We start from the raw sequence: 23,622 nt of genomic DNA, 5'->3' as shown, positions 1-23,622 counted from the left end.
TCCTGAAGTATGCGCGAGCGGCGGCCCCGGTGTCCGGGGGAGGCGACCCCGACCGGCGCGCGTTGTCCCCGGCGGGGTGACGATGGCGGGCGTTCGTGCCTGCACGGGTAACGCCCGCCCACACACGAAACATTTATGATGGAAGAACCGCCCCCTGTGGGCAAGGAGGAAACCAAGCATGGCGATGAACCTGTTCGGGACGCGCGACGTCCTCACCACGCAAAGCGGTCAGAAACTCTACTACTACAACCTGAACAAACTTCAGGAGCAGGGCTTTGAGATCACCCGCCTGCCTGTCAGCATCAAGGTGCTGCTCGAGAGCGTCCTGCGCGAAGCGAACGACTACGACGTCCGCCGCGAGGACGTCACCACTGTCGCCGGGTGGAAACCCGTCAACGAGGAAGTCGAGATTCCCTTCAAGCCCGCCCGCGTGATCCTCCAGGACTTCACCGGCGTGCCCGCCGTCGTCGACCTCGCCGCCATGCGCAGCGCCATGGTCAAACTCGGCGGCGACCCCAGCAAGATCAACCCGCTGATCCCCGTGGACCTCGTCATCGACCACTCCGTGCAGGTCGACGAGTTCGGCACCGACTTCGCGCTGGCGAACAACATGGCCCTCGAATTCGAACGCAACCGCGAACGCTACGAGTTCCTCCGCTGGGGCCAGCAGGCCTTCGACAACTTCGGCGTCGTGCCCCCCGCCAGCGGCATCGTGCACCAGGTCAACCTGGAGTACCTCGCCAAGGGCGTCCAGAGCCGCCCCGAAGACGACGGCGTCGTCGTGTACCCCGACAGCCTCGTCGGCACGGATAGCCATACCACCATGATCAACGGCCTGGGCATCGTCGGCTGGGGCGTCGGCGGCATCGAGGCCGAGGCCGTCATGCTCGGCCAGCCCATCTACATGCTGATGCCCGAAGTGATCGGCTTCAAGATCACGGGCGCCATGCCCGAAGGCGCCACCGCCACCGACCTCGCGCTGCGCGTCACTGAGATGCTGCGCGCCAAGGGCGTCGTGGGCAAGTTCGTCGAGTTCTACGGCGCGGGCCTGAGCAACATGACCCTCCCCGACCGCGCCACCATCGCCAACATGGCCCCCGAATACGGCGCCACCATGGGCTTCTTCCCCGTGGACGACGAGGCGCTGCGTTACCTGCGCCGCACCGGCCGCCTGGACACCGAAGTCGAACTGGTCGAGGCGTACTACAAGGCCCAGGGCATGTACCGCACCGACGAGACGGTCGACCCCGTCTTCACCGACACCATCGAACTCGACCTGGGCACCATCGTCCCCAGCCTCGCGGGCCCCAAGCGTCCCCAGGACCGCGTGGACCTGACCGGGATGCACACCGTGTTCAACGAGGCCCTCACCGCGCCCGTCAAGGCCCGCGGCTTCGAACTGCCCGAAGGCAAGCTGGACGCGCAGGGCACCATCGGCGGCACCGACATCAAGATCGGCCACGGCGCCGTGACCCTCGCCAGCATCACCAGCTGCACGAACACCAGCAACCCCAGCGTCCTGATCGCCGCCGGTCTGGTCGCCAAGAAAGCCGTCGAACTGGGCCTGAAGAGCAAGCCCTGGGTCAAGACCAGCCTCGCCCCCGGCAGCCGCGTCGTCACCGAGTATCTCGAAGCCGCCGGCCTGCAGAGCTACCTCGACCAGATCGGCTTCAACACCGTCGGTTACGGCTGCATGACCTGCATCGGCAACAGCGGCCCCCTCCCCGAACCCGTCGTGGAAGCCATCCAGGAAGGTGACCTCGTCGTCGCCAGCGTCCTGTCCGGCAACCGCAACTTCGAAGGCCGCGTCAACCCGCACATCAAGGCGAACTACCTCGCCTCCCCGCCCCTGGTCGTCGCGTACGCCCTGGCCGGGACGGTCGTGAACGACATCGTGAATGACCCCATCGGCACCGGCCCCGACGGTCAGAGCGTGTACCTGCGCGACGTGTGGCCCACCACCGCCGAGATCCAGCAGGTCATGGACCAGGCCATCAACGCCGAGATGTTCAAGAAGGTCTACGACGGCATCGAGAAGAGCAACCAGGACTGGAACGCCATCCCCGTCGCCGAGGGCGCGCTGTACGACTGGAAGGAAGACAGCACCTACATCCAGAACCCGCCCTTCTTCGACAACCTCGCCGGCGGCCCCAGCGACATCGTCAGCATCGAGGGCGCCCGCGCCCTGGTGAAGGTCGGCGACTCCGTCACCACCGACCACATCAGCCCCGCCGGGAGCTTCAAGGCCGACACCCCCGCCGGGAAGTTCCTCACCGAACGCGGCATCGCTCCGAAGGACTTCAACTCCTACGGCAGCCGCCGCGGCAACGACCGCATCATGACGCGCGGCACGTTCGCCAACATCCGCCTGAAGAACCAGCTCGCCCCCGGCACCGAAGGCGGCTTCACCACCGACTACACCACCGGGCAGGTCAGCTCCATCTACGACGCCAGCGTCAACTACAAGGCCAGCAATATCCCCCTGGTCATCTTCGCGGGCAAGGACTACGGCATGGGCAGCAGCCGCGACTGGGCCGCCAAGGGCACCTTCCTGCTGGGCGTGAAGGCCGTCATCGCCGAAAGCTTCGAGCGCATCCACCGCAGCAACCTCGTCGGCATGGGCGTCCTGCCCCTGCAGTACAAGAACGGTGAAACCGCCGACTCCTTAGGCATCAACGGCGACGAGACCTTCGACGTGATCCTCCCCGGCGACCTCAAACCCCGCCAGGACGTCACCGTCAAGATCACCGCCGCCGACGGCCAGAGCCGCACCATCACCGTCCAGTGCCGCATCGACACCCCCGTCGAAATCGACTACTACAAGAACGGCGGCATCCTCCAGACCGTGCTCCGCGGCATCCTCGCCAAGAGCAACGAAGTCAAAGCCTGAACCTGACCTGAACTGAAGTGAGCCCCACCCGGGAAACTGGGCGGGGCTCGCTTCAGTCAGCGGTGGACTGGTGTCGTCTCCTCGTTCACAGTGGTGTTGTGGGCTGGTCGGTGCGGCGCATCAGGTACTGCAGTTCCAGGAAGTGGAGGTGCCACAGCCGGAGCGTGTGCCGGGCGCGCAGCTCTGATCGTTCGTCCACCCAGACGACGATGTCCTCATGCAGCGGGATCATGCGTCCGACGGCCCGTCGGTGGGGGGGACCGGCCAGCGTGAAGTACCCTCCGGCGCCCCCGAAGGTGCGTCCGTTCGAGGAGAGCTGCAGTTCCCCGGCGGGGCCGACGGTGGCGGCCATCAGCACGGTCAGGTTGCCGCCGGGGAGGGGGAAGACGATGCGGACGCCGGGACCGTCCGGCAGGGTGATCTCGCTGTAGTACCCCACGAACAGGACGCGGCCGGTGCGGCGTAACCGGCGTCGCCATACGGTGTGCTGCACGCGTCCGGAGGGGTCGCGCAGGTGGGTGACCTCGCCGTGGAGGCCCCAGGCGGTGTCCAGTCCGTCCAGCGGGACGTTCATCTGCTCCAGGCGGCGGCTGAACAGCGCGCCGAGCAGCTGGCCGAAGGGGCGGAACGGGCCGCGCCAGCTGCTCCAGACCTGCAGTTCGTAGTGGGAGGTCTCGTCGTAGAATTCCGCCACGCGGGGGTGAATGCCGGGGAACAGCGCGGCGCTGTCCTGCAGCAGTCCGCCCGAGGGGGACGTGTCCAGCGTCAGGTTCAGCGCGTCGGCCAGCTGCTCGGGCTGGTCGAAGCCGATGCGGCGTCGGGTGCCGACCGGGCCGAGCAGGTGGGGGTGGTCGTCTAGGGAACGTCCGGTTGCCCTGACCCATTGTTGGGTGATCCAGTCACTGAGATACCCGCGTCGTTCCCCCAGCCACAGCATGATCGTACTATTCCAGATTGCGCGGTTCCGGGGTGTGCAGGTGCGTCGACCCGGTTGGTCTGCTGCCCGCGCGCTATGGTGCCGTCATGGGTCGGAAGGAACGCGAGCAGGCGAGCTGGATTGAGGACATGCAGGCGGAACCGCTGGACACGTGCGTGCTGTGTGGGCGGGAAGGGGACATGACGGATCATCACCTCGTGCCCAAATCGCAGGGGCGGCGGCAGGGCGTGAAACTGGGCGAGATTCCCACCGTGAAGATGTGCGCGGCCTGCCAGGGGTTCCTGAGCAAGACGTTCAGCAACGCGCAGCTGGCGAACGAATTGAACACCGTCGAGGCGATCCGCGAGCGGGAGGAGGTGCAGAAGTTCGTGAAGTGGGTGCAGAAGCAGCCACTGACGAAGGGCGTGCGCGTTCACTGATCCGGCGGCGGGTGTGACGTTCAGGGTTGATGGAGGCTGTTCAGACCCACGTCAGGGCACGGGCTTATACGCTGGAGTATGCGTCTGCCTGTGCCCGTCCTGTGTGCCGTGACCGCCTCGCTGCTGTTGTCGGCCTGCGGAGGTGGAGGCGGCGGGACGATCACGCCGGTTCCCGAGCCAGCTCCCGCGCCGACGCCTGGGCCGGTCTGCACGCAGAGCCTGAGTGCGCAGCCCGCCCCGGCCGCAGCGCCCATGGGTGGGGCGGCGTGGGGAGCTGGCTCGGCCGACTGGTCCAGACCTCACGTTCCGGGGCGGGTGCTCGTGAGCGGCGCCGTCAGCGGACCGGCGCTGTCCACGCTGGGCGTGACGGGGCAGGAGGTCGTGCCGGGCGTGACGGTCGTCACCACGCTGCCCGGCGCGGAGGCGAGCGTCGCTGGCCGCCTGCAGGCGCAGGGAGCCGTCATCCAGCCGGATTACCTCTACGTTCCGCTGGCCGTGCCGAACGACCCTGGCGTGCCCGGCAACGGGGGCGTGACCGTGGGCGGCGCCCGGTACGAGCAGACGTACCTGACGCGCGTGAACGCCCCTCAGGCCTGGACGTTCCTTCAGAGTTGCGGGAAGACGCCCGTCGCCGCCCGCACGGCCGTGCTGGATTCACTCGTGAACGCGGCCCACCCGGACCTGCAGGGTCGCCTCGCGGCGGGACGGTCGTACCTCGCGGGCGGTCCGTCCGACGATGGTGGGCACGGCACCGCCACGACCGGCCTGATTGCCGCCACGACCAACAACGCGCAGGGAATGGCGGGCCTTACCTGGACGGGTACGGTCACGCCCCTGGAGGTCATCGGCGCGAGTGGCGCCAGCACCAGCACGGTCGCGCAGGCCGTCCGGGACGCGGTCAGCGGCGGCGCGCTGGTCATCAACATGAGCCTCGGCATCGCCGTGACCGGCACGACCGACCCTGACCCCGTACTGTCGAAAGCCCTCTCGGACGCCGCGAAGAGTGCCGTTCTGGTCGCCTCGGCGGGCAATACCGCCGGGGACGGCCTGTACTACCCCGCCAGCCACCCGGACGTCATCGCGGTCGGCGCAGCAGGCAGCGGGGACGCACTGGCGTGCTACAGCGCCCGCCCGCTGACCGGTCAGACCACACAGGCCGCGCAGTTCATGATCGCCCCCGGTGGCGCCGGGAACTGCGCCGGCGCGACGAACGCCACACAACTGCTCGTCCTGAACCACAGTGGCGGGTACACCCTGCAGGCCGGCACGAGCTTCGCCGCGCCACTCGTCTCGGGCGCCGCGGCCCTGATGCGCGCCGCGAACCCAGCCCTGAGCGCGCAGGAGACGAAAGCCCGACTGCTGACCAGCGCGCGCCTCACGGCCGACGGCCTGCGTTTCCTTGACGTGAACGCCGCCGTGCGGTCCGCGACCCGCTGACAGACGGCGGCCCCCGCACCTGCGGGGGCCGCCGGGAACACCTGCGTTACTGGCTGAGCTGGCCGATGATGGCGAACATCGGCAGGAACATACCTGCCACGATCGTCCCGACGATCCCCCCCAGGAAGACGATCATCAGGGGTTCAATCGCAGCGGTCATGCTGTCCACTGCCTCGTCAACCTCGCGGTCGTAGAAGTCCCCGACCTTGACCAGCATGTCGTCCAGCGATCCGGTCTCTTCACCGATGGAGATCATGCTGACGACCATCGGGGGGAAGACCTTGCTGGTGGCGAGGCTGCTGCTCATCTGCTCACCGACCATGACGACGTTCTTGGCATTCTCGATGCTCTCCTCGACGATGGCGTTGTTCGCGGTGCCCTTGGTGATCTCGAGACTCTCGATGATGTTGACGCCGCTGCTGATGAGCAGGCCGAACGTGCGTGAGAAGGAAGCAATGGCACTCTTCTGGATCAGGTTACCGAGGATCGGGACCCGCAGTTTGATGTCATCAATAATGACGCGGCCTTTGGGTGTGTTGTAATACCAGCGGTACAGAAAAGTTACCGCAATGATGATACCTACCATAATTAGGATTTGGTTTTTTAGGAAATCTGAAACGGCCATCAACATCTTTGTGATGAAGGGGAGCGGCGCATTCAGCTGAGAAAGAATGCCGGCAAACTGAGGGACGATGGTCGTCAATAGGAAATAAGTGATGAGCACGGCAAATGCAAGCACGACAGCAGGGTAGGTCAGGGCGCTCTTGATCTTGCCTCGCAGAGCGAGTTCTTTTTCCTGGAAAGCTGCAATACGTTCGAGAACGGAATCCAATGTGCCGCTGGTCTCACCGGCCCGGACGAGGTTGAGATACAGCCGGTTGAAGATCTTGGGGTGTTTGGCCAGCGCGTCGCTGAGCGGCGTGCCTGCCTCGATCTCGCCGCGCATTTCCTTGACGACCCCCTGGAAACCCTTGTGGTCGATCTGTTTCTGGAGGATCGCCAGGGACTGCACGAGGGGCACCCCGGCGTTGATCAGCGTGGCGAGCTGCTTGCTGAAGATCGCGACCTGTTTCAGGCTGGGGGGGCGGTTGTCGAGGAAGGGAATCTTGACGTCGGCGTTCAGGCCGCTCTTGGGGGCCTTGATCTCGACGATCATCAGGCCTTTGGAGCGCAGGGCGTCGCGGACCTGGTTGGCCGTCTCGGCTTCCATCTGGGATTTCAGCACCTTGCCGGAGCGGTCACGCACGCGGTATTCGAAGACGGGCATGCCGCTCAGTATAGACTGCGGGCCTTGCGGTGACCTTACAGGTCCGGGGGGGTGCCCTGGACCGGCGCGCCGCGCAGGGGCATGATGAACAGCTTGGACAGACTGATGGAACTGGGGGCGGGCGTGCCGTGGGCCGCGCTGCTGGACGATGCGGCGCGCGTGCTGGCGCGGGGTGGGGTCGTGGCGTACCCGAGTGAGACGGTGTGGGGCCTGGCGGCGCTGCCGGACGCGGCGGAGGCGCTGTTCGTGGCGAAGGGGCGTGACGGGGGGAAGCCGGTGCAGGCGTCGTTCGTGAGTCTGGCGTTCGCTCGGGCGTTCGTGCAGCCGGACGCGGCGTTCGATGTGCTGGCGTCGTTCCTGCCCGGGCCGCTCACGCTGGTGACGGGGGCGGCGGCGGGGTGCCCGGCGTCGCTGGCGCCGGGGGGGCAGGTGGGCGTGCGGGTGCCGGATCATCCGGTGGCGCTGGCCCTGCTGGAGCGGGCCGGCGGGGTGCTGGCGACGACCAGCTGCAACCCGAGCGGGCAGGTGGCCGCGCTGACGGAGGCGCAGGCGCGGGCCATGGGTCTGGCGGATCTGGTGCTGCCGGACGCCGGGGTGAGGGCGCTGGGTCTGCCGAGCACCGTGCTGGACGTGCCGGGGCGGCGGGTGGTGCGGGAGGGGGCGGTGCCGTCGGCGGCGCTGCTCGCGGCGCTGTCCGGTGGGGCGTGACCCCTCCTGGCCGGTCGGCGCTGACCGGGCCCAGCCGTCAGGCGCTGCTGGGCGCGGCGCTGCTCGCGGCGGGGCGGCCGGTCACGCTGCGGGAGCTGGCGCTGGTGCTGGGCGTCCCGGAGGACGCGGCGCTGCGCGAGGTGAAGGCGTTCACGGCGCAGGTGGCGTCGGCGGATCTGGGGTTCGTGGTCGAGGCGGTCGCGGGGGGGTACCGGCTGGTGGTGCCGCCCGCGACCGCGCCGCACCTGTCGCCGCTGCTGTCGCCGCCGCCCCTGCCTGCGCTGAGCAGCGCGGCGCTGGAGGTGCTGGCGGTGATCGCGTACCGGCAGCCCGTGACCCGCGCGGAGATCGAGGCGATGCGCGGCGGGAGTGCGAGCACGGTCGTGACGTTGCAGGAACGGGAGCTCGTGAAGGTGGTGGGCCGTTCGGACGCGGTGGGGCAGCCGCTGCTGTACGGCACGACCGAGCGGTTCCTGCTGGAGTTCGGGTTGACGTCACTCGCGGAGTTGCCGCCGCTGGAAAGTGGGAATTTCGCTCACCTGCTGCGCAGCTGATGGGTGCGGGGGGGCCTGCCGGGGGCGTCCGCCGGGGTGGTTGCCCTTGTTCCCCCGGCCCGGATGAGCGAACATGAGTCGCAGAGGGGTGTGCCGGAGCTGGAACAGGTCGGTCCTCCATGTCGTTCCCTGCCCGGCCATTCATGACCAAGTCCACCGCCAGCCTCGAAACCTTTGACTTTCTGGAACTGCTCTACCTGCTCTCGGAGCAGGGGCGCAGCGGGGCGCTGTACGTGTTCCGCCCGGACGGCCGCTTCGAGGCGTGGCTGGAGGGCGGGCGGGTCCGGCACCTGCAGCTCGCGGAGGATGTCGGGGTCGCGGCGCTCGTGCGGCTGATGCGCGACCCGATCGGGCGGTTCCACTTCGACGAGGGGGTCACGCATCCGGACCCGCGTCTGAACGCCTCGCTGGACGAGGTGACGCTGGAGGCGCTCGAGGCGCTGCCCGTGCAGGACCTGCCGTTCGACGGCCCGGCGCGGCTCACCTCCCCGGACCGGGTGAGGCGCATGCGCTGGAGCATGAAGGAACTGGACGTCCTGAAGATGATCGACGCGCAGAAACCCGTCCGGGACCTCGTGGAGGACCCGGACGTGAAGCGCATGCTGCTGAAACTGTTCCGGATCGGCCTGCTCGTGCCGCGGCGGTCGCGCACGGCGCGGCTGGTCGTGACGGTCACGCGGCAGGTGCGGGACGTGGTGCTCGTGGATGAACTGATCTTCCGCCGCTGGAAGGAGGACATCGTGCGGCACCCGCAGTTCGTGGCGGTCCGGGGCGAGTCGGGCAAGGTGTTCTCCCTGCCGGTGCGGGTCGGGTCGAACATCACGACGCAGCTGATGATCCCGCCGGAACTCCTCATGCGCACGTCGCTGCGCGCGGGTGAGTCGGTGCTCGTCAAGCCCGTCTGAGCGTCGGCCCGTCTGATCGTCCCCGCCGGGCGCGGGGGGCTGCCCGGTACACTGGCGCGGTATGGCCTTCACCTCCGCCGCAACTCAGGCGCGCCGCGTTCAGGCGCGTGACCTCTCCCCGCAGGACCTGACCGGTCAGGCCCTGGCCCGCATCGAGGCGGCCCGCGAGCTGAATGCCGTCGTGAGCGTCAATCCGAACGCGCAGGCGCAGGCCCAGGCGGTGCAGGCGCGCCTGGACGCCGGGGAGACCCTGCCGCTGGCGGGCGTGCCGGTGATCGTGAAGGACAACATCAACGTGACGGGCACCGAGACGACCTGCGGCAGCCGCATCCTGCGCGGGTACGTCAGCCCCTACGACGCGACCGCCGCCGCGCGCCTGACCCGGGCGGGCGCCGTCATCGTCGCCAAGGCGAACATGGACGAGTTCGCGATGGGCAGCTCCACCGAGAGCAGCGCGCACGGCCCCACCCTGAACCCCTGGGACACGGGGCGCGTGCCGGGCGGCAGCAGCGGCGGCAGCGCGGTGGCGGTCGCCGCGAACCTCGTGGACGTCAGCCTGGGCAGCGACACGGGCGGCAGCGTCCGGCAGCCCGCCGCGTTCACCGGCGTGTACGGCCTGAAACCCACCTACGGCCGCGTGAGCCGCTCGGGGCTGGTCGCGTACGCCAGCAGCCTCGACCAGATCGGGCCGTTCGCCCGCAGCGCCGATGATCTCGCGCTCGTCATGAACGTCATCGCGGGGCACGACCCCCTGGACGCCACCAGCCTGCACGCGCCGCCTGCCTTCGCCGCCGGGACGCCAGACGACCTGCGCGGCCTGCGGGTGGGCGTGATCACCGAGAGCCTCGCGGGGAACACGGCGGGCGTGGACGCCACCCTGAACGCCACGCTGGATGCCCTGCGAGACGCGGGCGCGACCGTCAGCGAGGTCAGCCTGCCCGAACTGCGGTACGCCATCGCCGCGTACTACCTGATCGCCATGCCCGAGGCGAGCAGCAACCTCGCCCGCTTCGACGGCATGGTGTACGGCCAGCGCGCCCAGGGGGGCGACCTGACCGAGGCGATGACCCTCACGCGCGAGCAGGGCTTCGGGCCGGAGGTGCAGCGCCGCATCCTGATCGGCACGTACGCCCTGAGCAGCGGGTACTACGACGCGTACTACAGCAAGGCCATGAAGGTCCGCCGCCTGATCGCCGACCGCTTCACGCAGGCCTTCGGGCAGTTCGATGTCCTCGTCACGCCCACCAGTCCCTTCCCCGCCTTCCGGCGCGGCGAGAAGACCAGCGATCCCCTGGCCATGTACGCCGCCGACGTGGACACCGTCGCCATCAACCTCGCGGGCCTGCCCGCCCTGAGCGTCCCCGCCGGATTCGACACCGCGGAGGGCGTGCGACTCCCAGTCGGCATCCAGTTCATCGCGCCGCCCCTCCAGGACGAACGCCTCGTCCGGATCGCGGGCGGCCTGGAAGGCATCGGCATCGCGCAGCCGCAGGTGGCACCGGGGTACTGAGGAGGCTGTGGGGTGTGGGTTGTCGGAGGTGGGAACAGCTGGTCCTACAGCCCACAACCCACAACCCGTCAAGCCCAGGCGCGCACGACTTTCAGCTGTTCGCCGTTGCCGTCCACGACCGCCACGAGGTCGCCGCCCAGGGTGACGACGTGGCGGCCCTGCGCGGTGTGGGCCGGGCGTTTGCCCTGGCGGAGTTCGCGGGCGAGGCGTTCGTCGGCCTGGATGACCGGGAAGTCCAGTGCGGCGAGGTCGGGAATGCCGGTCGCGCCGGGCAGGTCGTCCACGGTCACGGCGTCACGGAGGTCGTAGCGGCCCACGCGGGTGCGGACCAGGCCGCCCAGGTGCGCGGGCACGCCCAGCGCGGCGCCCACGTCGCGGGCGAGGGAGCGCAGGTACGTGCCGCTGCCCACGCTGGCCCGGACGAGCAGGGTGGGGTACTCGCCCAGCGCGGGTGGCAGCGTGAAGGTGTGACCGGTCTCCGCAGAACTGGGGTCGGTGGGGGTCCAGTCCTGCGGGTCGAAGGTGCGCGGCGCGGCGTCCACGCTGAGGTACACGCCCAGCAGGTCCAGCGAGTGGATCACCACGTTCCGCGCGGGCAGGTCCAGCGCGCCCCCGGCGCGGGCCACCGCGTAGGCCCGCTGGCCGCCCACCTGAATCGCGCTGTACTGCGGCGGCACCTGCGCCTGCGGTCCGGTGAACGTATTCAGGAGCTCCTGCACGCGCGCGGCGTCCAGCATGGGCACTTCCGCGACCTCCTCGACCGGCCCCTCGGCGTCCAGGGTGGGCGTACCGGCCCCCAGGCTGATCCACGCGAGGTACTCCTTGCTGTCGGCCTCCATGAACTGCACGACCTTCGTGCTGTCGTCCACGCACAGCACCAGCACCCCGGTCGCCAGCGGGTCCAGCGTCCCGGTGTGCCCGACGCGTTTGGTGCCGCGCGCCCGCCTCGCGCGGTTCACAACATCGTGCGAGGTGAGGTTCAGCGGCTTGTCCACGGCAATCACGGGCATACGGGGGAGGGTAGCAGAGGCAGGCGCGCCTCAGTGCCCCCCGGCGACCGGGACCGCGCGGGGCGACGGCTCTCATCCGGGCGGGTAGACTGGGCCCTGTGTTGCGTGTCGCGTTCTGGCTGACCGCCCTGCTGTTCATCCCGCTGGGCTTGTACCTCTACTTCCTGCCGCCGGACGTCGCGTCTCTGGTGGGCGTGGCGCCGCTGTGGCTGGCGCGCGCGGCGGGCGCGCTGGTGTTCGCCTGGGGGGCCTTCCAGGTCGCGGCGAGTTTCGCGCCGGACCGCGTGAAGATCGGCGGGCTGGTCGGCGGGCACCTGCTGCTCGTGGCGGCGCTCGTCCCGGCGGCGCTGCGCGGCGGGGACGCCCTGCCCGCGCCCGTCCGCACGTCCATGCTGGTCGTGTCGGGCGTGCTGACCGTCCTGGCCGTCCTGGGACTGCTGGGCGCGCCGTCCCGCCGGGGGCGCCTGTGATCCGGATTCCGTCTGTTTCGTTCACAACCCGGAACTTCACCGGGTTGCCCACTCCACGCCCGGAATCCGCGCTGCTCCCACTCGCGTCCGCTCGGACGGAATGGTGTGCGCACACCATTCCATCGGAGTCCATATGACCCCCGAACGCCTCCAGAAACGCCTCGCCCGCGCGGGGGTCGCGTCACGCCGCGCCGCCGAGGAGATGATCACGGCCGGGCGGATCACTGTGAACGGCGAGGTCGCCGTGCTGGGCCGCACCGTCACCGACGCGGACGACATCCGCCTGGACGGCCAGCTGATCGAGACCGAGAGCGTTCCCAAGGTCACGTACATGCTGTACAAACCGCGCGGGTACGTCACGACCGCCCGCGACGAGTATGGCCGCCGCAACGTCCTGGACGCCATGCCGCGCATCCCGGGCCTGCACCCGGTCGGTCGCCTGGACCGCGACTCGGAAGGGCTGTTGCTCCTGACGACCGACGGTGACCTGACGCTGACCATGACCCACCCCCGCTTCGGGCACGAGAAGGCCTACCGCGCCTGGACGGACGGCCCCGAGGAGCCCACCCAGGAGGACCTGGACGCCCTGACGGACGGCAGCCTGAAGTTGGAGGACGGACCGGCCCGGGCGCTCCAGGCCAGCCCGGCGCGGGGCGGGGCGTTCGTGACGCTCGGCGAGGGCCGCAACCGGCAGGTGCGCCGCATGCTCGAGGACATCGGCCACCCGGTGACGCGCCTGTTGCGCTACCGCGTGGGCGGCCTGTGGCTGGGCAACATGGAGGTCGGCGAGTACCAGCAGCTCGACGAGCGGGACCTGCAGGACCTCCTGCACCCGGAGAAGGTCCCGGCGGCCATCTGGGACCGCCAGTGGGAACGCATCCAGAAACGCTGGGGGTAAGGGGGTCGTGGGGCGTGGGCTGTGGGTTGTGGGAAAGGCCCTTCCGACCACCCACAGCCCACAGCCCACAACCCGGCCTGCTATGCTCTGTCCTTGCGGGGGAATGTTCGGCCGCGCCTGGGCGTGAGTTCAGGTGAGGAAAGTCCGGGCACCGCAGGGCAGGATGCCAGCTAACGGCTGGTCGGCGAGTCAAGCGCCCACCGCGCGCGCCTGCGCGTGGGTGGCGGCGAAGCCGAAGGACAGTGCCACAGAAACCAGACCGCCACCTGCTGACGTTTCAGTACGCGGAGCCCCGGCGCGGGCGGGCAGGTGGTCAGGGTGAAACGGTGCGGTAAGAGCGCACCAGGCCCCCGGGAGACCGGGAGCGCTGGTAAACCCCATCCGGTGCAAGACCCGACAGTGCGCGAGGGCGGCCCGCCCGTTGACCGCCAGGATGGTCGCTTGAGGCGCGTGGCGACACGCGTCCCAGAGAGATGGCCGAACAGTCACGCGAGTGGCGGACAGAACCCGGCTTACAGTTCCCCCGCACCACGCGAAACAGGCCGCCCCGATTCCTCGGAGGCGGCCTGTTTCGGGTTGTGGGTTGTCGGTCGTGGGAACAGCTTTTCCTACAGCCCACAACCGACAACCTACACCCCCTTCTTCACGTCCAGCGCCGCCAGGACGAACCCGGCGATCATCAGCGCACCGCCGATGGGTGTGACCGCGCCGAGCACCTTCACGCCGGTCAGGGCCAGCACGTACAGGCTGCCGCTGAAGATCACGGCCCCGGCGAGCAGGAAGCCGGGCGCGCGGCGCTGGCCCGTCTGGGTGCCCAGCGCGAGCAGGGCCAGCGCGGCGTACATCTGGTAGCGGGCGCCGGTCTCGAAGTTGGCGAGCATTGCGGCGTCCAGGCGGGGTTTCAGGCCGTGCGCGGCGAAGGCGCCCAGCGCGACGGCTAGCGCGGCCAGGATCGCGCCGCTTCTCAGGGTGCGGGTGGGGGTCATGGGGGCAGGGTAGCGGGTGGGGGGCGGGGTGGGTGTCCTGCCCCGCCCGGGGAGCTCCGGTGGGAATCCGGTGCCACCTGCGGGGGGAAGTGGGGGAGACGGTGGGAATCGGTGGTAAATCGTGGTGGTGGCTGTTACACTCGCCGCATCAACCGAAATGCGTTCAGCTCGTGTTCACGGTTGACCGTGACCGCCCGTCCGGCCGCCTGTGGTGGTGGGAGCGGGTGGGGAAGAGGAGAGTCGTTTGCCGTTTGGAGAGTACCCGTACACCATCGACGACAAGGGCCGCGTGGTCATGCCACCCGCGTTCCGTGACTTCGTGGAGGACGGCATGATCCTGACGCGCGGCATGGAGGGCTGCCTGTACGTGTTTCCGCTGTCCAGCTGGAAGCGCGTGGAGGAGCAGCTCGAGGGCCTGCCGCTCACGGACGCCGAGTCGCGCGCGTTCGTGCGGTTCTTCTATTCCGGCGCGAACAAGGCGCGGCTGGACAACCAGAGCCGCGTGTCCGTCCCGCAGACGCTGCGGGCCTTCGCGGGCCTGGACAGCGAGGTGATCGTGGCCGGAGCGCCCGGTCGCCTTGAACTGTGGAACCCGGCCCGCTGGGAAGCGGCGATCACGGCTGTGCAGGACAACCCCCCCAAACCTGACCTTCTCACGAACTTCGTGGCGTGATTCCAATGACTGACCCTGACTTTCCCACTGACCCCCACGCGACCCTCACCGGGGAAGCGCTTCAAGCCGATCTCACCCCCGACCCTGACGGGGAGACCCTCTCACACGTGCCGGTCCTGGCCGCCGAGGTGCTGGAGATGCTCCAGCCGGCGCCCGGCCGGGTGTTCGTGGACGGCACGCTGGGCGGCGCCGGGCACACGGGTCTGCTGCTCGCGGCGGGTGCCCGCGTGTACGGCATCGACCAGGATCCCTATGCCCTGGACCGCGCCCGCGCCGCCAACCCGCACGGCCTGACGGTGCTGGAAGGCAACTACCGCGACATGGCTACGCTGCTGGCCGGGGTGGGCGTGACGCAGGTGGACGGCATCCTGCTCGACATCGGCGTGAGTTCCTTCCAGCTGGACGACACCGCGCGCGGCTTCTCGTACCACACCGAGGCGCCGCTGGACATGCGCATGAGCCAGTCCGGCGAGAGCGCCGCCGACGTGGTCAACGAGTACGACGCCGAGGAACTGGCGTCCATCATCTACGAGTACGGCGAGGACCGCCTGTCGCGCCGCATCGCGCGGGCCATCGTCGCGGCGCGCGAGCAGGCGCCCATCGAGACGACCGTGCAGCTCGCCGACATCGTCAAGCGGGCGTACCCCGGCTTCTCGAAGGGCATCCACCCGGCGCGGCGCACCTTCCAGGCGCTGCGCATCCACGTGAACGACGAACTCGGCGCGCTGCGCGACGGCCTGGCCGCCGCCGAGACGCTGCTCGCCCCGGGCGGGCGGCTGGCGGTCATCAGCTTCCACTCGCTGGAGGACCGCATCGTCAAGCGCTTCCTGCTGGGCAGCGAGACCCTGGAACCCCTCACGAAACGGCCCGTGATCGCCACCGAGGAGGAACAGGCCACCAACCCCCGCGCCCGCAGCGCCAAACTGCGCGGCGCGCAGCGGGTCGGCGCATGAAACGCCGCGTGACCCTGCCGCGGTGGAACGGCGTCGCCTCCGGGTTCACCTGGCCGGACCTGGACCTGACGCTGCCCACCTGGCGTGCCCGGGCGGTGCGGTACCTGCTGATCTACGTGGCGCTGGTCGTGGCGCTCGTCAGCGTGCGGGCCTCGACCAGTGGCGTGCGGCCCGCGCTGCGTGAGGCGCAGGGGCGCGAGCAGGCGCTCGTCACGCAGCGGGACAACCTGATCCTGCAACTCGAGGCGCTCGAGACGCCGCAGCGGATCATCGAGTGGGCGCGCGGCAACGGCATGCGACTGTACGCCGACGCGCCCAAGGACACCGCCGACATCCCCGCGATTCCCGTCGCGGCGCCCGCCGCCGTTCCCGCCCGCACCGTGGAGGTGACCACCCAGTGGAAGTGAAGATCCGCACCCGCTCGGCCCTGATGCGCCTGATCGCCCTGGCGATGTTCCTGACGCTGGTCTGGGCGTACGCGCAGCTGGAGTGGGGCGCGCCGCAGAGCGTCAAGCAGCGCGTCGTGCAGGCCCGCGGGTCGATCCTGTCCGCCGACGGACGCGTGCTGGCCACCAGCGTGAACGGCAAGCGGGTGTACCCGCAGGGCACGCTGGCCGGGCAGCTGGTCGGCATGATGGGCGCCACCGAGGGCCTCGAGGGTCTGGAGGCCGCGTACAACGGCGCGCTGACGTCCGGGCAGAACCTGAAGCTGACGCTGGATTCGCAGGTGCAGGCGGCGGCCGAGGCGGCCCTGGCCCGCGCGGTGCCGGACCATCAGGCGGAGTACGGGTCGGTGATGGTCCTCGAGACCCGCACGGGGCGCGTGCTGGCCGCCGCGACGTACCCGCCGTTCAACCCGAACGACTGGCGCCGGTACTCCGACGAGCAGCGGCGTAACCGGCCCTTTATTGACGTGTTCGAGCCGGGTTCGACCGTGAAAGCACTCGTGGTGGCCGCCGCGCTGAACGAGGGCCTGACCACCCCGAACACGCTGTACAGCACGCCCATGAGCCGCTTCGTGGGGGGGCGCTGGGGCAGCCGCATCGGGGACGCGGTCGCTCACCCGTCCACGCTGACCACGCAGGGCATCCTGCGCTACAGCAGCAACGTCGGCATGAGTCACATCGTCGAGCCGTTCAAGCCGGAACGGATGCGTAGCTACCTCTCGCAGTACGGCTTTGGCCGGGACGTGCAGATTCCGGTGATTCCCGCCACGAGTGGTCAGCTGCGGCCTCTGCCCGAGTGGGGTGACCTGGTCCGCGCGACGAACGCGTTCGGGCAGGGCATGAGCAGCACGAACCTGCAACTGGTGGCGGCGTTCAACGTGCTGGCGAACGACGGGCAGTACGTGTCGCCGCGCCTGATCGAGAACGCGGGTGGCCTGGAGCGCCGCGAGGTGCTGCGGCCGGAGGTGGCGCGCACCACCCGGCAGCTGCTGCTGAACGTGATCAACGAGGGCATCTTCGGGCAGGCCGGAATCAAGGGTTACGACCTGGCGGGGAAGACCGGCACGGCGCAGGTGGTCGTGGACGGACGGTACTCCAGCACGGTGTACGACAGTGTGTTCGCGGGGTTCCTGCCGGCGGAGGCGCCGCGCGTGACGATCACGGTGATGGTGCACGGGGCGAAGCAGCGGCATCACGGGTCGCAGCTGGCCGCGCCGATCTTCCGGGAGATCTCGGCGCAGGTGCTGTCGTCGTGGGGGGCCGCGCCACACGCCCAGAACGAGCCATGAGAAGATAATGAGAAGTGATGTGGAGCTGGCCTGCGGGTCAGCTCTTCTTGTTGGTGGACTCATGCGGGCTCAGGTCCGGTAGGTGACGTGGGTTGCAATTGCACGGCTGTCGGGGAGAGGTCCGGTCCAATCCACCCCCCTTTTCTGTCTGGAACAGACGTATACGATGAGAAACTAAATGAGAGGATTAGAACATATCTCATTTTACAAAAACAGATATACAGCCAGAATCTCGATTATTTTGAACCAAGTATAGAATAAATTGGTATTTATAATGAGTTCACAAAAGTGAATATCTTAAAAACCTCCCATATTGACCCCGTACGCTCATCCCCAGGTCAGGTGAATCCTTCATTCCCTGCCTCCGAATGTCCCCACCAACAGGGACCGCAGCACAACCCCCACCTCACCAGAGCCAGGCACGAGCACCGACGTGCCTGACAGGAGCGTTCATGTTTCAAGCCCCCATCCGCCGACTGCAAGCCCTGATCGTGGCCCTCGTCGGCTTCACCGGCGCCGCCGCGCAGACCGCTGCCCCGGCCCTCCCGGCCAGCACGGTCGCCACCGACGCCGTCCGCGACGCCCTCGCCCAGACCGCACCCAGCCAGAACAGCGCCCAGCAGGCCGCCCAGAATCAGGCCGCGCAGAACCGCGCCGCGGGCGTCGCTGCGACGCAGGCCAGCGACGTGGTCGCCGTCACGCCCATCCGCGGCAAGAGCGTCATCGCGCGCAGCACCGCCTACAACAGCACCCCCGGCCAGACGGACGCCACGCCGTTCATCACCGCGACCGGCACCCGCACCCGCCCCGGCGTGATCGCGCTGTCCCGCGACCTCCTGCGCATCTTCCCGTACGGCACCCGCGTCATGATCGAGGACCTGAGCGGCCGCTATAGCAGCATGCTCAAGAACCGCGTGTTCATCGTGGAAGACACCATGGCCGCCCGCAAGACCAACTCGGTGGACGTCTGGATGCCCACCCGCAGCGAAGCCCTGAACTGGGGCGCCCGGCAGATCCGCATCACCGCCGTCCGCTGAAGCCAGCACACACAGGCCGCCGCCCCCACCCCGGGAGCGGCGGTTTTTTTGTGGCGTGCCCAGTCGGACGGGGGTGCTATGCTCCGCTGTCATGACTGCCCCCGACCGGACGCTCGCCTGGACGCTGGCCCGAGCGCACCTGCGCCGCCGCCGCACCCAGAACGTCCTGACCATCCTGGGCATCGCGGTGGGCGTCATGGCGCTGATCGCCGCGCTGAGCCTCACCAACGGATTCACCCGCGCCCTGATCAGCGCCACCCTGCGGGCCAGCCCACACCTGAGCGTCACCGCCTACACGCCCAGCGGTCCCAGCCCGGACCTGGAGCAGGCCATCCGCGCCGACGGGCGCGTGCAGGCCTTCACGCCGTTCCTGGCCGACAAGGGCCTCCTGACCCGCCCTGCCAGCAGTGGCCGCGCCGCCGGTGTGGACTTCACCACCCTGTTCGGTGTGAGCCGTGACGCCGCGCGGGTACTGGACCTGCCCCCCGAGGAGCGCCTGATGCTGGGCACCCTGAAAGACGGCGAGGTCATGCTGGGCGCCGCCCTGGCGCGCAGCGTCGGCGCGTTCAGCGGCGAGGAGGTCCGCCTGCTGAACAGCAGCCAGCGCCGCACCACCCTGAAGGTCCGGGGCGTGTTCCAGACCGGCAACTACCTGATCGACTCCGCGTACGCCTTCACCAACCTCAGGACGCTGCAACAGCTGCAGGGCACCACGACCATCACCGGGTACCAGCTGCGCCTGCACAACCCGGACCTCGCCCCCCGCGTCGGGGAGGACCTGACCCGCACCCGCGCGTACGCCGCGCTGCCCTGGCAGAGCCTGTACGGCACGCTGCTCGACCAGCTGGCCCTGCAGAAGCGGGTCATCGCGTTCGTGGTGCTGCTGATCGTGGTCGTCGCCGCGTTCGGCATCGCGAACGTCCTGACGCTCGCCGTGTTCGAGAAGACCCAGGAGATCGCCATCCTGCGCGCCATCGGCGCCACTCGCACCCTGATCACCCGCGTGTTCCTGATCGAGGGCCTGATCCTGGGTTTCGGCGGCCTGCTGCTGGGCAACGTCCTGGGGCTGGGCATCAGCGCGTACTTCACCGTGCGCCCGTTCACGCTGCCCGGCGACCTGTACTTCATCACCACCCTGCCGGTCGAGGTGAAGGTCACCGACATCCTCGCCGTGAACGCCATCGGCCTGACCACCACCCTGCTGGCCGCGCTGATCCCCGCCCGGCGCGCCGCGAGCGTGGAACCCGGCCGCATCATCCGCTGACCCGCCCCGTCCGCTGAACCGCGTCCCCGACCACACCCCCACCCGCCCCGCGCGGCCTACCATGCCGGGTATGGCGTACGACCCCCGCATCGGCTACGACTCAGCGCGCAAACTCACCGACGGCGACGTCCTCCAGGCCAAACCCGACGGCTGGTGGGGCGACTCCGGCAAACTGTACCGCGACTATCCCTTCCAGAACTTCATGGAGGGCGTGAACTTCGCCGTGCGCGTCGCGCAGCAGGCCGAGGAACGCGGCCACCACCCGGACATCCACATCCACTACCACTACGTCCGCGTGAACTACTACACCCACGACGCGGGCGGCGTCACGCAGCTCGACCTGGACGCCGCGCGCGCCCTGGACGCCCTGCTCGCCGCAGATGCGGCATCTGGAAACGAGCAGGCTTGAAGCTCCGCATTCCCGACGCGGACGTCCTGTGGGCGGACCTGCCCGATACGCGCCGCCACGAGCGGACCCTCACCGTGCAGCCCGGCGACCTGGACGACCTGGACCACGTGAACAACACCGTGTACCTCGCGTGGTGCGAGCAGGTCGCCCGCGAGCACGCCCTGCGCCTGGGCATGGGCACCGACGCACTGAGCGCGCTGGGCGCCGTGCCCGTCGCGCGGCAGCACATCATCACCTACCACCGCCCTGCGCTGCTGGGCGATCAGGTGCGGGTCCGCACCGCGCTGACCCTGCATGCCGGGGTCCGCAGCGTCCGCGCCTACGCCCTGGACCGCGTGAACCCCGGCGACCCCGAGGGCGGCGTGCGCCTCGCCGAGTGCCAGACCGAATGGGTGTGGGTGGACCCGCAGTCCGGGCGGCCCAAGCGCGCCCCGGCGCCGGTCAGCGCTGCCTTCGGCTTCGACGGCTGACCCTCCCAACCTCCTGCACCTACAGTGTCCCGGCCCGCAGCAGGATCGCGCGGGCCGGGGCGCCGTCCACCTCGGCCAGCGGCAGGGGCAGGCACACCAGGTCGAACTCGCCGTCCGGGACGCCCTCCAGCTTCAGGCTCTCCAGGATGAACACCCCCGCGTCCCGGCACGCGGCGTGCCCCGGCAGGTCCTTGCTCGTCAGGGCGTCCACGCTGGGGCAGTCCGTGCCGATCAGCCGCACGCCGCGCCGCGCCGCCTCCCGCACGAAGGCCGGGGAGAGGGCCGGGAAATCGGTCGGGAAGGTCGCCCAGTGCGCGGGCTGCCCGGTCCGCAGCAGCAGCCGCGGCGCGAGGGTCTCCGGCAGCCCGTCCAGCGCGTCCGCCTGAATCGCACCGTCCCGCGCCGTCACGCCCAGCACCCGGCAGCGGCCCACGTACACCTCCAGCGGCACGTCCTGCAACTTCACCCCGGCGTCGTCGTAATGCCATGGGGCGTCCACGTGCGTCCCGGTGTGCGTGCTCGTGCACAGCTCGCCGGTATTCACGCTGTCGCCCGCCGCGATCCGCGCCCCGGGATTCACCCGGAACGGCGCGTCCCCCGGCCAGTTCGGGTGACCGGGCGTGAGGAGGCGGGAGATGTCGTGCGGGAAGGTCAGCATGCTCCAGGGTACCTGCCCGCCGCTTGTTTCATGCGCCCCTCATCCCCGACAATGCATGCATGACCCTGCGGACACTCGGCGCCCTGTCCGTGGAGGGCGTCACCTTCCGGCGCGAGAAGGTGCTGCTGCTCCTCGCGTACCTGTGCCTGGAAGGCCCGCAGCCCCGCAGGCGCCTGGCCGAACTGTTCTGGCCCGACGCGACCAACCCCATGAATTCCCTGGCGCAGCACCTCGTGCACCTGCGCGGCCTGCCCGGCGCCCTGGCGGAGGACGGCCAGCGGGTCGCGGCCGCCATGCCCTGCGACGCCGCCACGCTGCGTGACCTTGTCCGGCGGGGCCGCCACGAGGACGCCGCCGCGCTGTACGCCGGGCCGTTCATGGACGCCCTGACCATCCCCCTGGGCGCCGACCTGGAAGAATGGGTGTTCGACACCCGCGACGCCGTCGCGCAGGACGCCCGCGCCGCCCTGACAACCCTCGGCGCGCAGGCCGCCGCGCACGGCCAGGCCCCCCGCGCCGGGGAACTCGCCGCCCGCGCCCTGACCCTGGACGGCGCCCCGCCTCCCGACGAACTCGACCTGCCCAGACTGCACCACCTCCTGAGCCTCGCCGGGCACCCGCTGGCCGCGCAGGTCGAACGCGACGCCCGCAGCCTCGGCCTGAACCTGAGCGCCGCGCCCGCCCCCGTCAGCGCCCCCTTCGCCGGACGCGAAACCGAACTGGCCGCCCTGAACACCCTGACCCCCGGCCAGACCGCCTGGATCAGCGGACACGCCGGGATGGGGAAGACCGCCCTGCTGGAGGCCCTGGCGCGCAGCGGCGGCTGGACGGTCCTCGCGGGCCGCGCCGAACCGCCCTACGCCACCCTGACCCCCCTGACCGCCGCGCCCCCCACCCATCCGCAGGCCGCGCACGCCGCGCTGCGCGACCCGCACCTGCGCGTCGCCATCGACAGCTGGGACGCCGCCGACCCCGCCACGCAGGCCGCCCTGACCCACGCCGCCGCCGCCCGCCCCGGCGCCGTCATCGTCATCACGTCCCGCCACCACCCGCCCTTCGACGTGGACCTGCACCTGAACCTCGGCCCGCTGAGCCCGGACGACCTGCGCGCCCACCCGGAGGTGCACGCCCGCACCGACGGGCACCCCGTCCTCGTCGGGCACGCCCTGCGCGGCCAGCCGCTCGACCTGCGCCTCGGCGCCCGCGTCCGCGCCTACCCCGACCCCGTGCGCGACGCGTTCCTGCTCCTCGCCCTGCAGGACCAGCCGAACCTGCGCGCCACCCGCGCCGCGCTGAACCAGGACGCCGCCACCTTCGCCCGCACCCTGTCCTACCTGACCACCGAGGGCCTCACCAGCGAAACCGGCCGCGTGTACGCCGCCGCCACCACCCGCGAGCACCTGAACCAGATCCACGTGCACGCCGCGCTGCTGCACCTGCGCCTCGCCCGCGCGCTGCCCGAGGACACCGCCTGGCCCCACTACGACCGCAGCCGCGACCTCTGGGAGGACCCCGACGAGACCCGCGCCGCCCACGCTGCCCGCCACCACGCCCACACCCACCTCAAACGCGGCTACCCCGGACAGGCCGCCGCGCTCCTCGACACCCTGAGTCACCTGCCCACCCTGGCCGTCCCACACGCCTGGGCACTGATCGGCGTGGGCCGCTACCAGGACGCCCTGAACCGCCTGAACACCCTGAGTCCCCACGACCAGCAGGTCAGCGACGCGCTGGCCGCCCGCGCCGTCACCCTGATCCGCCTGGGCCGCACCGACGAGGCCGTCACCCTGGCCGAGCAGATCAGCGGCAGCGGCCCCGACGCCGCCCACGCCGCCAGCGTCCGCGCCCACGCCGCCCGCATGCGTGAAGGGTGGGACGCCGCCCGCCGCCACGCCCAGATCGCCGCCGACCTCTGGAACCTCCACGGCGACGACGAGGCGCACCTGACCGAACTGGGCATGGTCGCCCGCGCCCAGGTCGGCCTGGGATCGGAGCCGCAGGTGGCCTTCGCGGAGGTCCTGCGCCGGTCCCAGGACCTTCCCAGCGTGCACGGCATGATCCTCGTCAACTACGCCGCCGCGCTGGGCGACCGTGGCAGCACCGCCCAGGCCGAGGCCGAACTTCACCGCGCGGTCGAACACCTGACGCTGGCCGGCGACCGCCAGGGGCTCGCCACGGTCCACGGCAACCTGGGCGTCCGGTGCCACCTGGCCGGTCAACTGCGAGAGGCCATCGAGCACTACCGCCGGGCGCTGGCGCTGCTGTCCGGGTCAGGGCACATCCGACTGCTCGGCGTGACCCTCAGTAACCTCAGTGAAATCGACGGTGATCTGTCCGGGTTCGAGGACGCCCTCACCCTTCTGGAACAGGCCGGGCAGGTCGAACTGGTGCAGCGGATCCGTCACAACGCACAGATGGTCAGCGCGCCCTGA

23 protein-coding genes and 1 other RNA gene are annotated in these 23,622 nt (G+C 69.9%); 19 read left to right on the top strand and 5 right to left on the bottom strand.

Going from position 1 to position 23,622, the window contains the following annotated elements:
- Nucleotides 1-178: 178 nt before the first annotated feature.
- The gene (gene acnA / locus DEIGR_RS11070; RefSeq protein WP_058977252.1) at nucleotides 179-2,890 is read left to right on the top strand and encodes an aconitate hydratase AcnA; all 2,712 of its coding nucleotides are present in this window, start codon (nucleotides 179-181) and stop codon (nucleotides 2,888-2,890) included.
- 85 nt (nucleotides 2,891-2,975) lie between these two features.
- Here acnA and DEIGR_RS11065 read toward each other — a convergent pair whose 3' ends face one another.
- Entirely contained in the window at nucleotides 2,976-3,827 is an 852-nt protein-coding gene (locus DEIGR_RS11065; RefSeq protein WP_058977250.1) for a hypothetical protein, read from the bottom strand.
- Between the two features lie 86 nt (nucleotides 3,828-3,913).
- Between DEIGR_RS11065 and DEIGR_RS11060 the strand changes: the two genes are divergently transcribed.
- On the top strand, nucleotides 3,914-4,246 hold the full coding sequence (locus DEIGR_RS11060; protein ID WP_058977248.1) for a hypothetical protein: 333 nt from the start codon (nucleotides 3,914-3,916) through the stop codon (nucleotides 4,244-4,246).
- A gap of 321 nt (nucleotides 4,247-4,567) precedes the next feature.
- On the top strand, nucleotides 4,568-5,683 hold the full coding sequence (locus DEIGR_RS11055; RefSeq protein WP_236704728.1) for a S8 family peptidase: 1,116 nt from the start codon (nucleotides 4,568-4,570) through the stop codon (nucleotides 5,681-5,683).
- Nucleotides 5,684-5,729: 46 nt separating this feature from the next.
- Here DEIGR_RS11055 and DEIGR_RS11050 read toward each other — a convergent pair whose 3' ends face one another.
- Nucleotides 5,730-6,950 carry a type II secretion system F family protein gene (locus tag DEIGR_RS11050; RefSeq protein WP_058977243.1) on the bottom strand — a complete coding sequence of 407 codons (1,221 nt, stop codon included), beginning with the start codon at nucleotides 6,948-6,950 and terminating at the stop codon, nucleotides 5,730-5,732.
- A gap of 84 nt (nucleotides 6,951-7,034) precedes the next feature.
- Between DEIGR_RS11050 and DEIGR_RS11045 the strand changes: the two genes are divergently transcribed.
- The 4 genes from DEIGR_RS11045 to gatA all read left to right on the top strand — a co-directional run bounded on the left by DEIGR_RS11045 (nucleotide 7,035) and on the right by gatA (nucleotide 10,627).
- Complete coding sequence (locus DEIGR_RS11045) at nucleotides 7,035-7,658, top strand: L-threonylcarbamoyladenylate synthase (RefSeq protein ID WP_407638319.1); 624 nt, start codon at nucleotides 7,035-7,037, stop codon at nucleotides 7,656-7,658.
- Nucleotides 7,655-8,212 carry an SMC-Scp complex subunit ScpB gene (gene scpB / locus DEIGR_RS11040; protein ID WP_058977241.1) on the top strand — a complete coding sequence of 186 codons (558 nt, stop codon included), beginning with the start codon at nucleotides 7,655-7,657 and terminating at the stop codon, nucleotides 8,210-8,212. Before DEIGR_RS11045 ends, scpB begins: the two co-directional genes overlap by 4 nt.
- Nucleotides 8,213-8,355: 143 nt before the next feature.
- Complete coding sequence (locus DEIGR_RS11035) at nucleotides 8,356-9,117, top strand: DUF4388 domain-containing protein (RefSeq protein ID WP_058977239.1); 762 nt, start codon at nucleotides 8,356-8,358, stop codon at nucleotides 9,115-9,117.
- Between the two features lie 61 nt (nucleotides 9,118-9,178).
- Nucleotides 9,179-10,627, top strand: a complete 1,449-nt coding sequence (gene gatA / locus DEIGR_RS11030; protein ID WP_058977237.1) for an Asp-tRNA(Asn)/Glu-tRNA(Gln) amidotransferase subunit GatA — start codon at nucleotides 9,179-9,181, stop codon at nucleotides 10,625-10,627.
- A gap of 68 nt (nucleotides 10,628-10,695) precedes the next feature.
- Here the strand turns inward: gatA and truB are convergent, their stop codons facing one another.
- Entirely contained in the window at nucleotides 10,696-11,637 is a 942-nt protein-coding gene (truB, locus tag DEIGR_RS11025; RefSeq protein ID WP_058977236.1) for a tRNA pseudouridine(55) synthase TruB, read from the bottom strand.
- A 98-nt stretch (nucleotides 11,638-11,735) separates the two neighbouring features.
- Here truB and DEIGR_RS11020 point away from each other — a divergent pair, with 98 nt between their 5' ends.
- The 3 genes from DEIGR_RS11020 to rnpB all read left to right on the top strand — a co-directional run bounded on the left by DEIGR_RS11020 (nucleotide 11,736) and on the right by rnpB (nucleotide 13,536).
- Nucleotides 11,736-12,107 (top strand): hypothetical protein, encoded by a 372-nt coding sequence (locus DEIGR_RS11020; RefSeq protein WP_046844516.1) that lies wholly within the window; start codon nucleotides 11,736-11,738, stop codon nucleotides 12,105-12,107.
- A gap of 133 nt (nucleotides 12,108-12,240) precedes the next feature.
- The gene (locus tag DEIGR_RS11015) at nucleotides 12,241-13,005 is read left to right on the top strand and encodes a pseudouridine synthase (RefSeq protein WP_058977235.1); all 765 of its coding nucleotides are present in this window, start codon (nucleotides 12,241-12,243) and stop codon (nucleotides 13,003-13,005) included.
- Nucleotides 13,006-13,100: 95 nt separating this feature from the next.
- Nucleotides 13,101-13,536, top strand: an RNA gene (rnpB, locus tag DEIGR_RS15530) — RNase P RNA component class A.
- Between the two features lie 98 nt (nucleotides 13,537-13,634).
- On the opposite strand, the gene DEIGR_RS11010 is transcribed toward rnpB, so the two are convergent.
- A complete protein-coding gene (locus tag DEIGR_RS11010; RefSeq protein ID WP_058977233.1) occupies nucleotides 13,635-13,991 on the bottom strand; it encodes a DUF423 domain-containing protein in 357 nt (118 codons plus the stop codon).
- 244 nt (nucleotides 13,992-14,235) lie between these two features.
- On the opposite strand from DEIGR_RS11010, the gene mraZ reads away from it, so the two are divergent.
- From mraZ to DEIGR_RS10970, 8 genes are all read left to right on the top strand, one after another.
- On the top strand, nucleotides 14,236-14,664 hold the full coding sequence (gene mraZ / locus DEIGR_RS11005; protein WP_058977231.1) for a division/cell wall cluster transcriptional repressor MraZ: 429 nt from the start codon (nucleotides 14,236-14,238) through the stop codon (nucleotides 14,662-14,664).
- Nucleotides 14,665-14,771: 107 nt separating this feature from the next.
- The gene (rsmH, locus tag DEIGR_RS11000; RefSeq protein WP_058977230.1) at nucleotides 14,772-15,617 is read left to right on the top strand and encodes a 16S rRNA (cytosine(1402)-N(4))-methyltransferase RsmH; all 846 of its coding nucleotides are present in this window, start codon (nucleotides 14,772-14,774) and stop codon (nucleotides 15,615-15,617) included.
- Nucleotides 15,614-16,024, top strand: coding sequence for a hypothetical protein (locus DEIGR_RS10995; RefSeq protein ID WP_236704726.1), 411 nt, complete (start codon nucleotides 15,614-15,616; stop codon nucleotides 16,022-16,024). Before rsmH ends, DEIGR_RS10995 begins: the two co-directional genes overlap by 4 nt.
- The gene (locus DEIGR_RS10990; protein ID WP_058977228.1) at nucleotides 16,015-17,352 is read left to right on the top strand and encodes a peptidoglycan D,D-transpeptidase FtsI family protein; all 1,338 of its coding nucleotides are present in this window, start codon (nucleotides 16,015-16,017) and stop codon (nucleotides 17,350-17,352) included. Before DEIGR_RS10995 ends, DEIGR_RS10990 begins: the two co-directional genes overlap by 10 nt.
- Before the next feature lie 452 nt (nucleotides 17,353-17,804).
- Entirely contained in the window at nucleotides 17,805-18,389 is a 585-nt protein-coding gene (locus DEIGR_RS10985) for a 3D domain-containing protein (RefSeq protein WP_058977226.1), read from the top strand.
- 91 nt (nucleotides 18,390-18,480) lie between these two features.
- Nucleotides 18,481-19,653, top strand: coding sequence for an ABC transporter permease (locus tag DEIGR_RS10980; protein ID WP_058977225.1), 1,173 nt, complete (start codon nucleotides 18,481-18,483; stop codon nucleotides 19,651-19,653).
- Nucleotides 19,654-19,723: 70 nt separating this feature from the next.
- Entirely contained in the window at nucleotides 19,724-20,062 is a 339-nt protein-coding gene (locus tag DEIGR_RS10975; RefSeq protein ID WP_083524020.1) for a 4a-hydroxytetrahydrobiopterin dehydratase, read from the top strand.
- Complete coding sequence (locus DEIGR_RS10970; protein ID WP_058977220.1) at nucleotides 20,059-20,532, top strand: acyl-CoA thioesterase; 474 nt, start codon at nucleotides 20,059-20,061, stop codon at nucleotides 20,530-20,532. Before DEIGR_RS10975 ends, DEIGR_RS10970 begins: the two co-directional genes overlap by 4 nt.
- A 19-nt stretch (nucleotides 20,533-20,551) precedes the next feature.
- Here the strand turns inward: DEIGR_RS10970 and DEIGR_RS10965 are convergent, their stop codons facing one another.
- The gene (locus DEIGR_RS10965) at nucleotides 20,552-21,190 is read right to left on the bottom strand and encodes a cyclase family protein (protein ID WP_058977218.1); all 639 of its coding nucleotides are present in this window, start codon (nucleotides 21,188-21,190) and stop codon (nucleotides 20,552-20,554) included.
- Between the two features lie 59 nt (nucleotides 21,191-21,249).
- On the opposite strand from DEIGR_RS10965, the gene DEIGR_RS10960 reads away from it, so the two are divergent.
- On the top strand, nucleotides 21,250-23,622 hold the full coding sequence (locus DEIGR_RS10960; protein WP_058977216.1) for a tetratricopeptide repeat protein: 2,373 nt from the start codon (nucleotides 21,250-21,252) through the stop codon (nucleotides 23,620-23,622).

This window comes from Deinococcus grandis (assembly GCF_001485435.1).
Taxonomy (GTDB): Bacteria; Deinococcota; Deinococci; order Deinococcales; family Deinococcaceae; genus Deinococcus; species Deinococcus grandis.
The sequence above is the reverse complement of the archived record's forward strand: the minus strand, read 5'-3'. Positions and strand labels throughout refer to the sequence as shown.

Bases quoted from the DNA above. Each gene is read 5' to 3' on its own strand.
- DEIGR_RS10965 (WP_058977218.1), bottom strand. From the start codon at position 21,190: ATGCTGACCTTCCCGCACGACATCTCCCGCCTCCTCACGCCCGGTCAC.
- DEIGR_RS10975 (WP_083524020.1), top strand. From the start codon at position 19,724: ATGGCGTACGACCCCCGCATCGGCTACGACTCAGCGCGCAAACTCACC.
- DEIGR_RS11015 (WP_058977235.1), top strand. From the start codon at position 12,241: ATGACCCCCGAACGCCTCCAGAAACGCCTCGCCCGCGCGGGGGTCGCG.
- DEIGR_RS10960 (WP_058977216.1), top strand. From the start codon at position 21,250: ATGACCCTGCGGACACTCGGCGCCCTGTCCGTGGAGGGCGTCACCTTC.
- DEIGR_RS10995 (WP_236704726.1), top strand. From the start codon at position 15,614: ATGAAACGCCGCGTGACCCTGCCGCGGTGGAACGGCGTCGCCTCCGGG.
- DEIGR_RS10980 (WP_058977225.1), top strand. From the start codon at position 18,481: ATGACTGCCCCCGACCGGACGCTCGCCTGGACGCTGGCCCGAGCGCAC.
- DEIGR_RS11010 (WP_058977233.1), bottom strand. From the start codon at position 13,991: ATGACCCCCACCCGCACCCTGAGAAGCGGCGCGATCCTGGCCGCGCTA.
- acnA (WP_058977252.1), top strand. From the start codon at position 179: ATGGCGATGAACCTGTTCGGGACGCGCGACGTCCTCACCACGCAAAGC.
- DEIGR_RS11065 (WP_058977250.1), bottom strand. From the start codon at position 3,827: ATGCTGTGGCTGGGGGAACGACGCGGGTATCTCAGTGACTGGATCACC.
- DEIGR_RS11045 (WP_407638319.1), top strand. From the start codon at position 7,035: ATGAACAGCTTGGACAGACTGATGGAACTGGGGGCGGGCGTGCCGTGG.
- DEIGR_RS10985 (WP_058977226.1), top strand. From the start codon at position 17,805: ATGTTTCAAGCCCCCATCCGCCGACTGCAAGCCCTGATCGTGGCCCTC.
- gatA (WP_058977237.1), top strand. From the start codon at position 9,179: ATGGCCTTCACCTCCGCCGCAACTCAGGCGCGCCGCGTTCAGGCGCGT.
- DEIGR_RS11050 (WP_058977243.1), bottom strand. From the start codon at position 6,950: ATGCCCGTCTTCGAATACCGCGTGCGTGACCGCTCCGGCAAGGTGCTG.
- truB (WP_058977236.1), bottom strand. From the start codon at position 11,637: ATGCCCGTGATTGCCGTGGACAAGCCGCTGAACCTCACCTCGCACGAT.
- DEIGR_RS11060 (WP_058977248.1), top strand. From the start codon at position 3,914: ATGGGTCGGAAGGAACGCGAGCAGGCGAGCTGGATTGAGGACATGCAG.
- DEIGR_RS11035 (WP_058977239.1), top strand. From the start codon at position 8,356: ATGACCAAGTCCACCGCCAGCCTCGAAACCTTTGACTTTCTGGAACTG.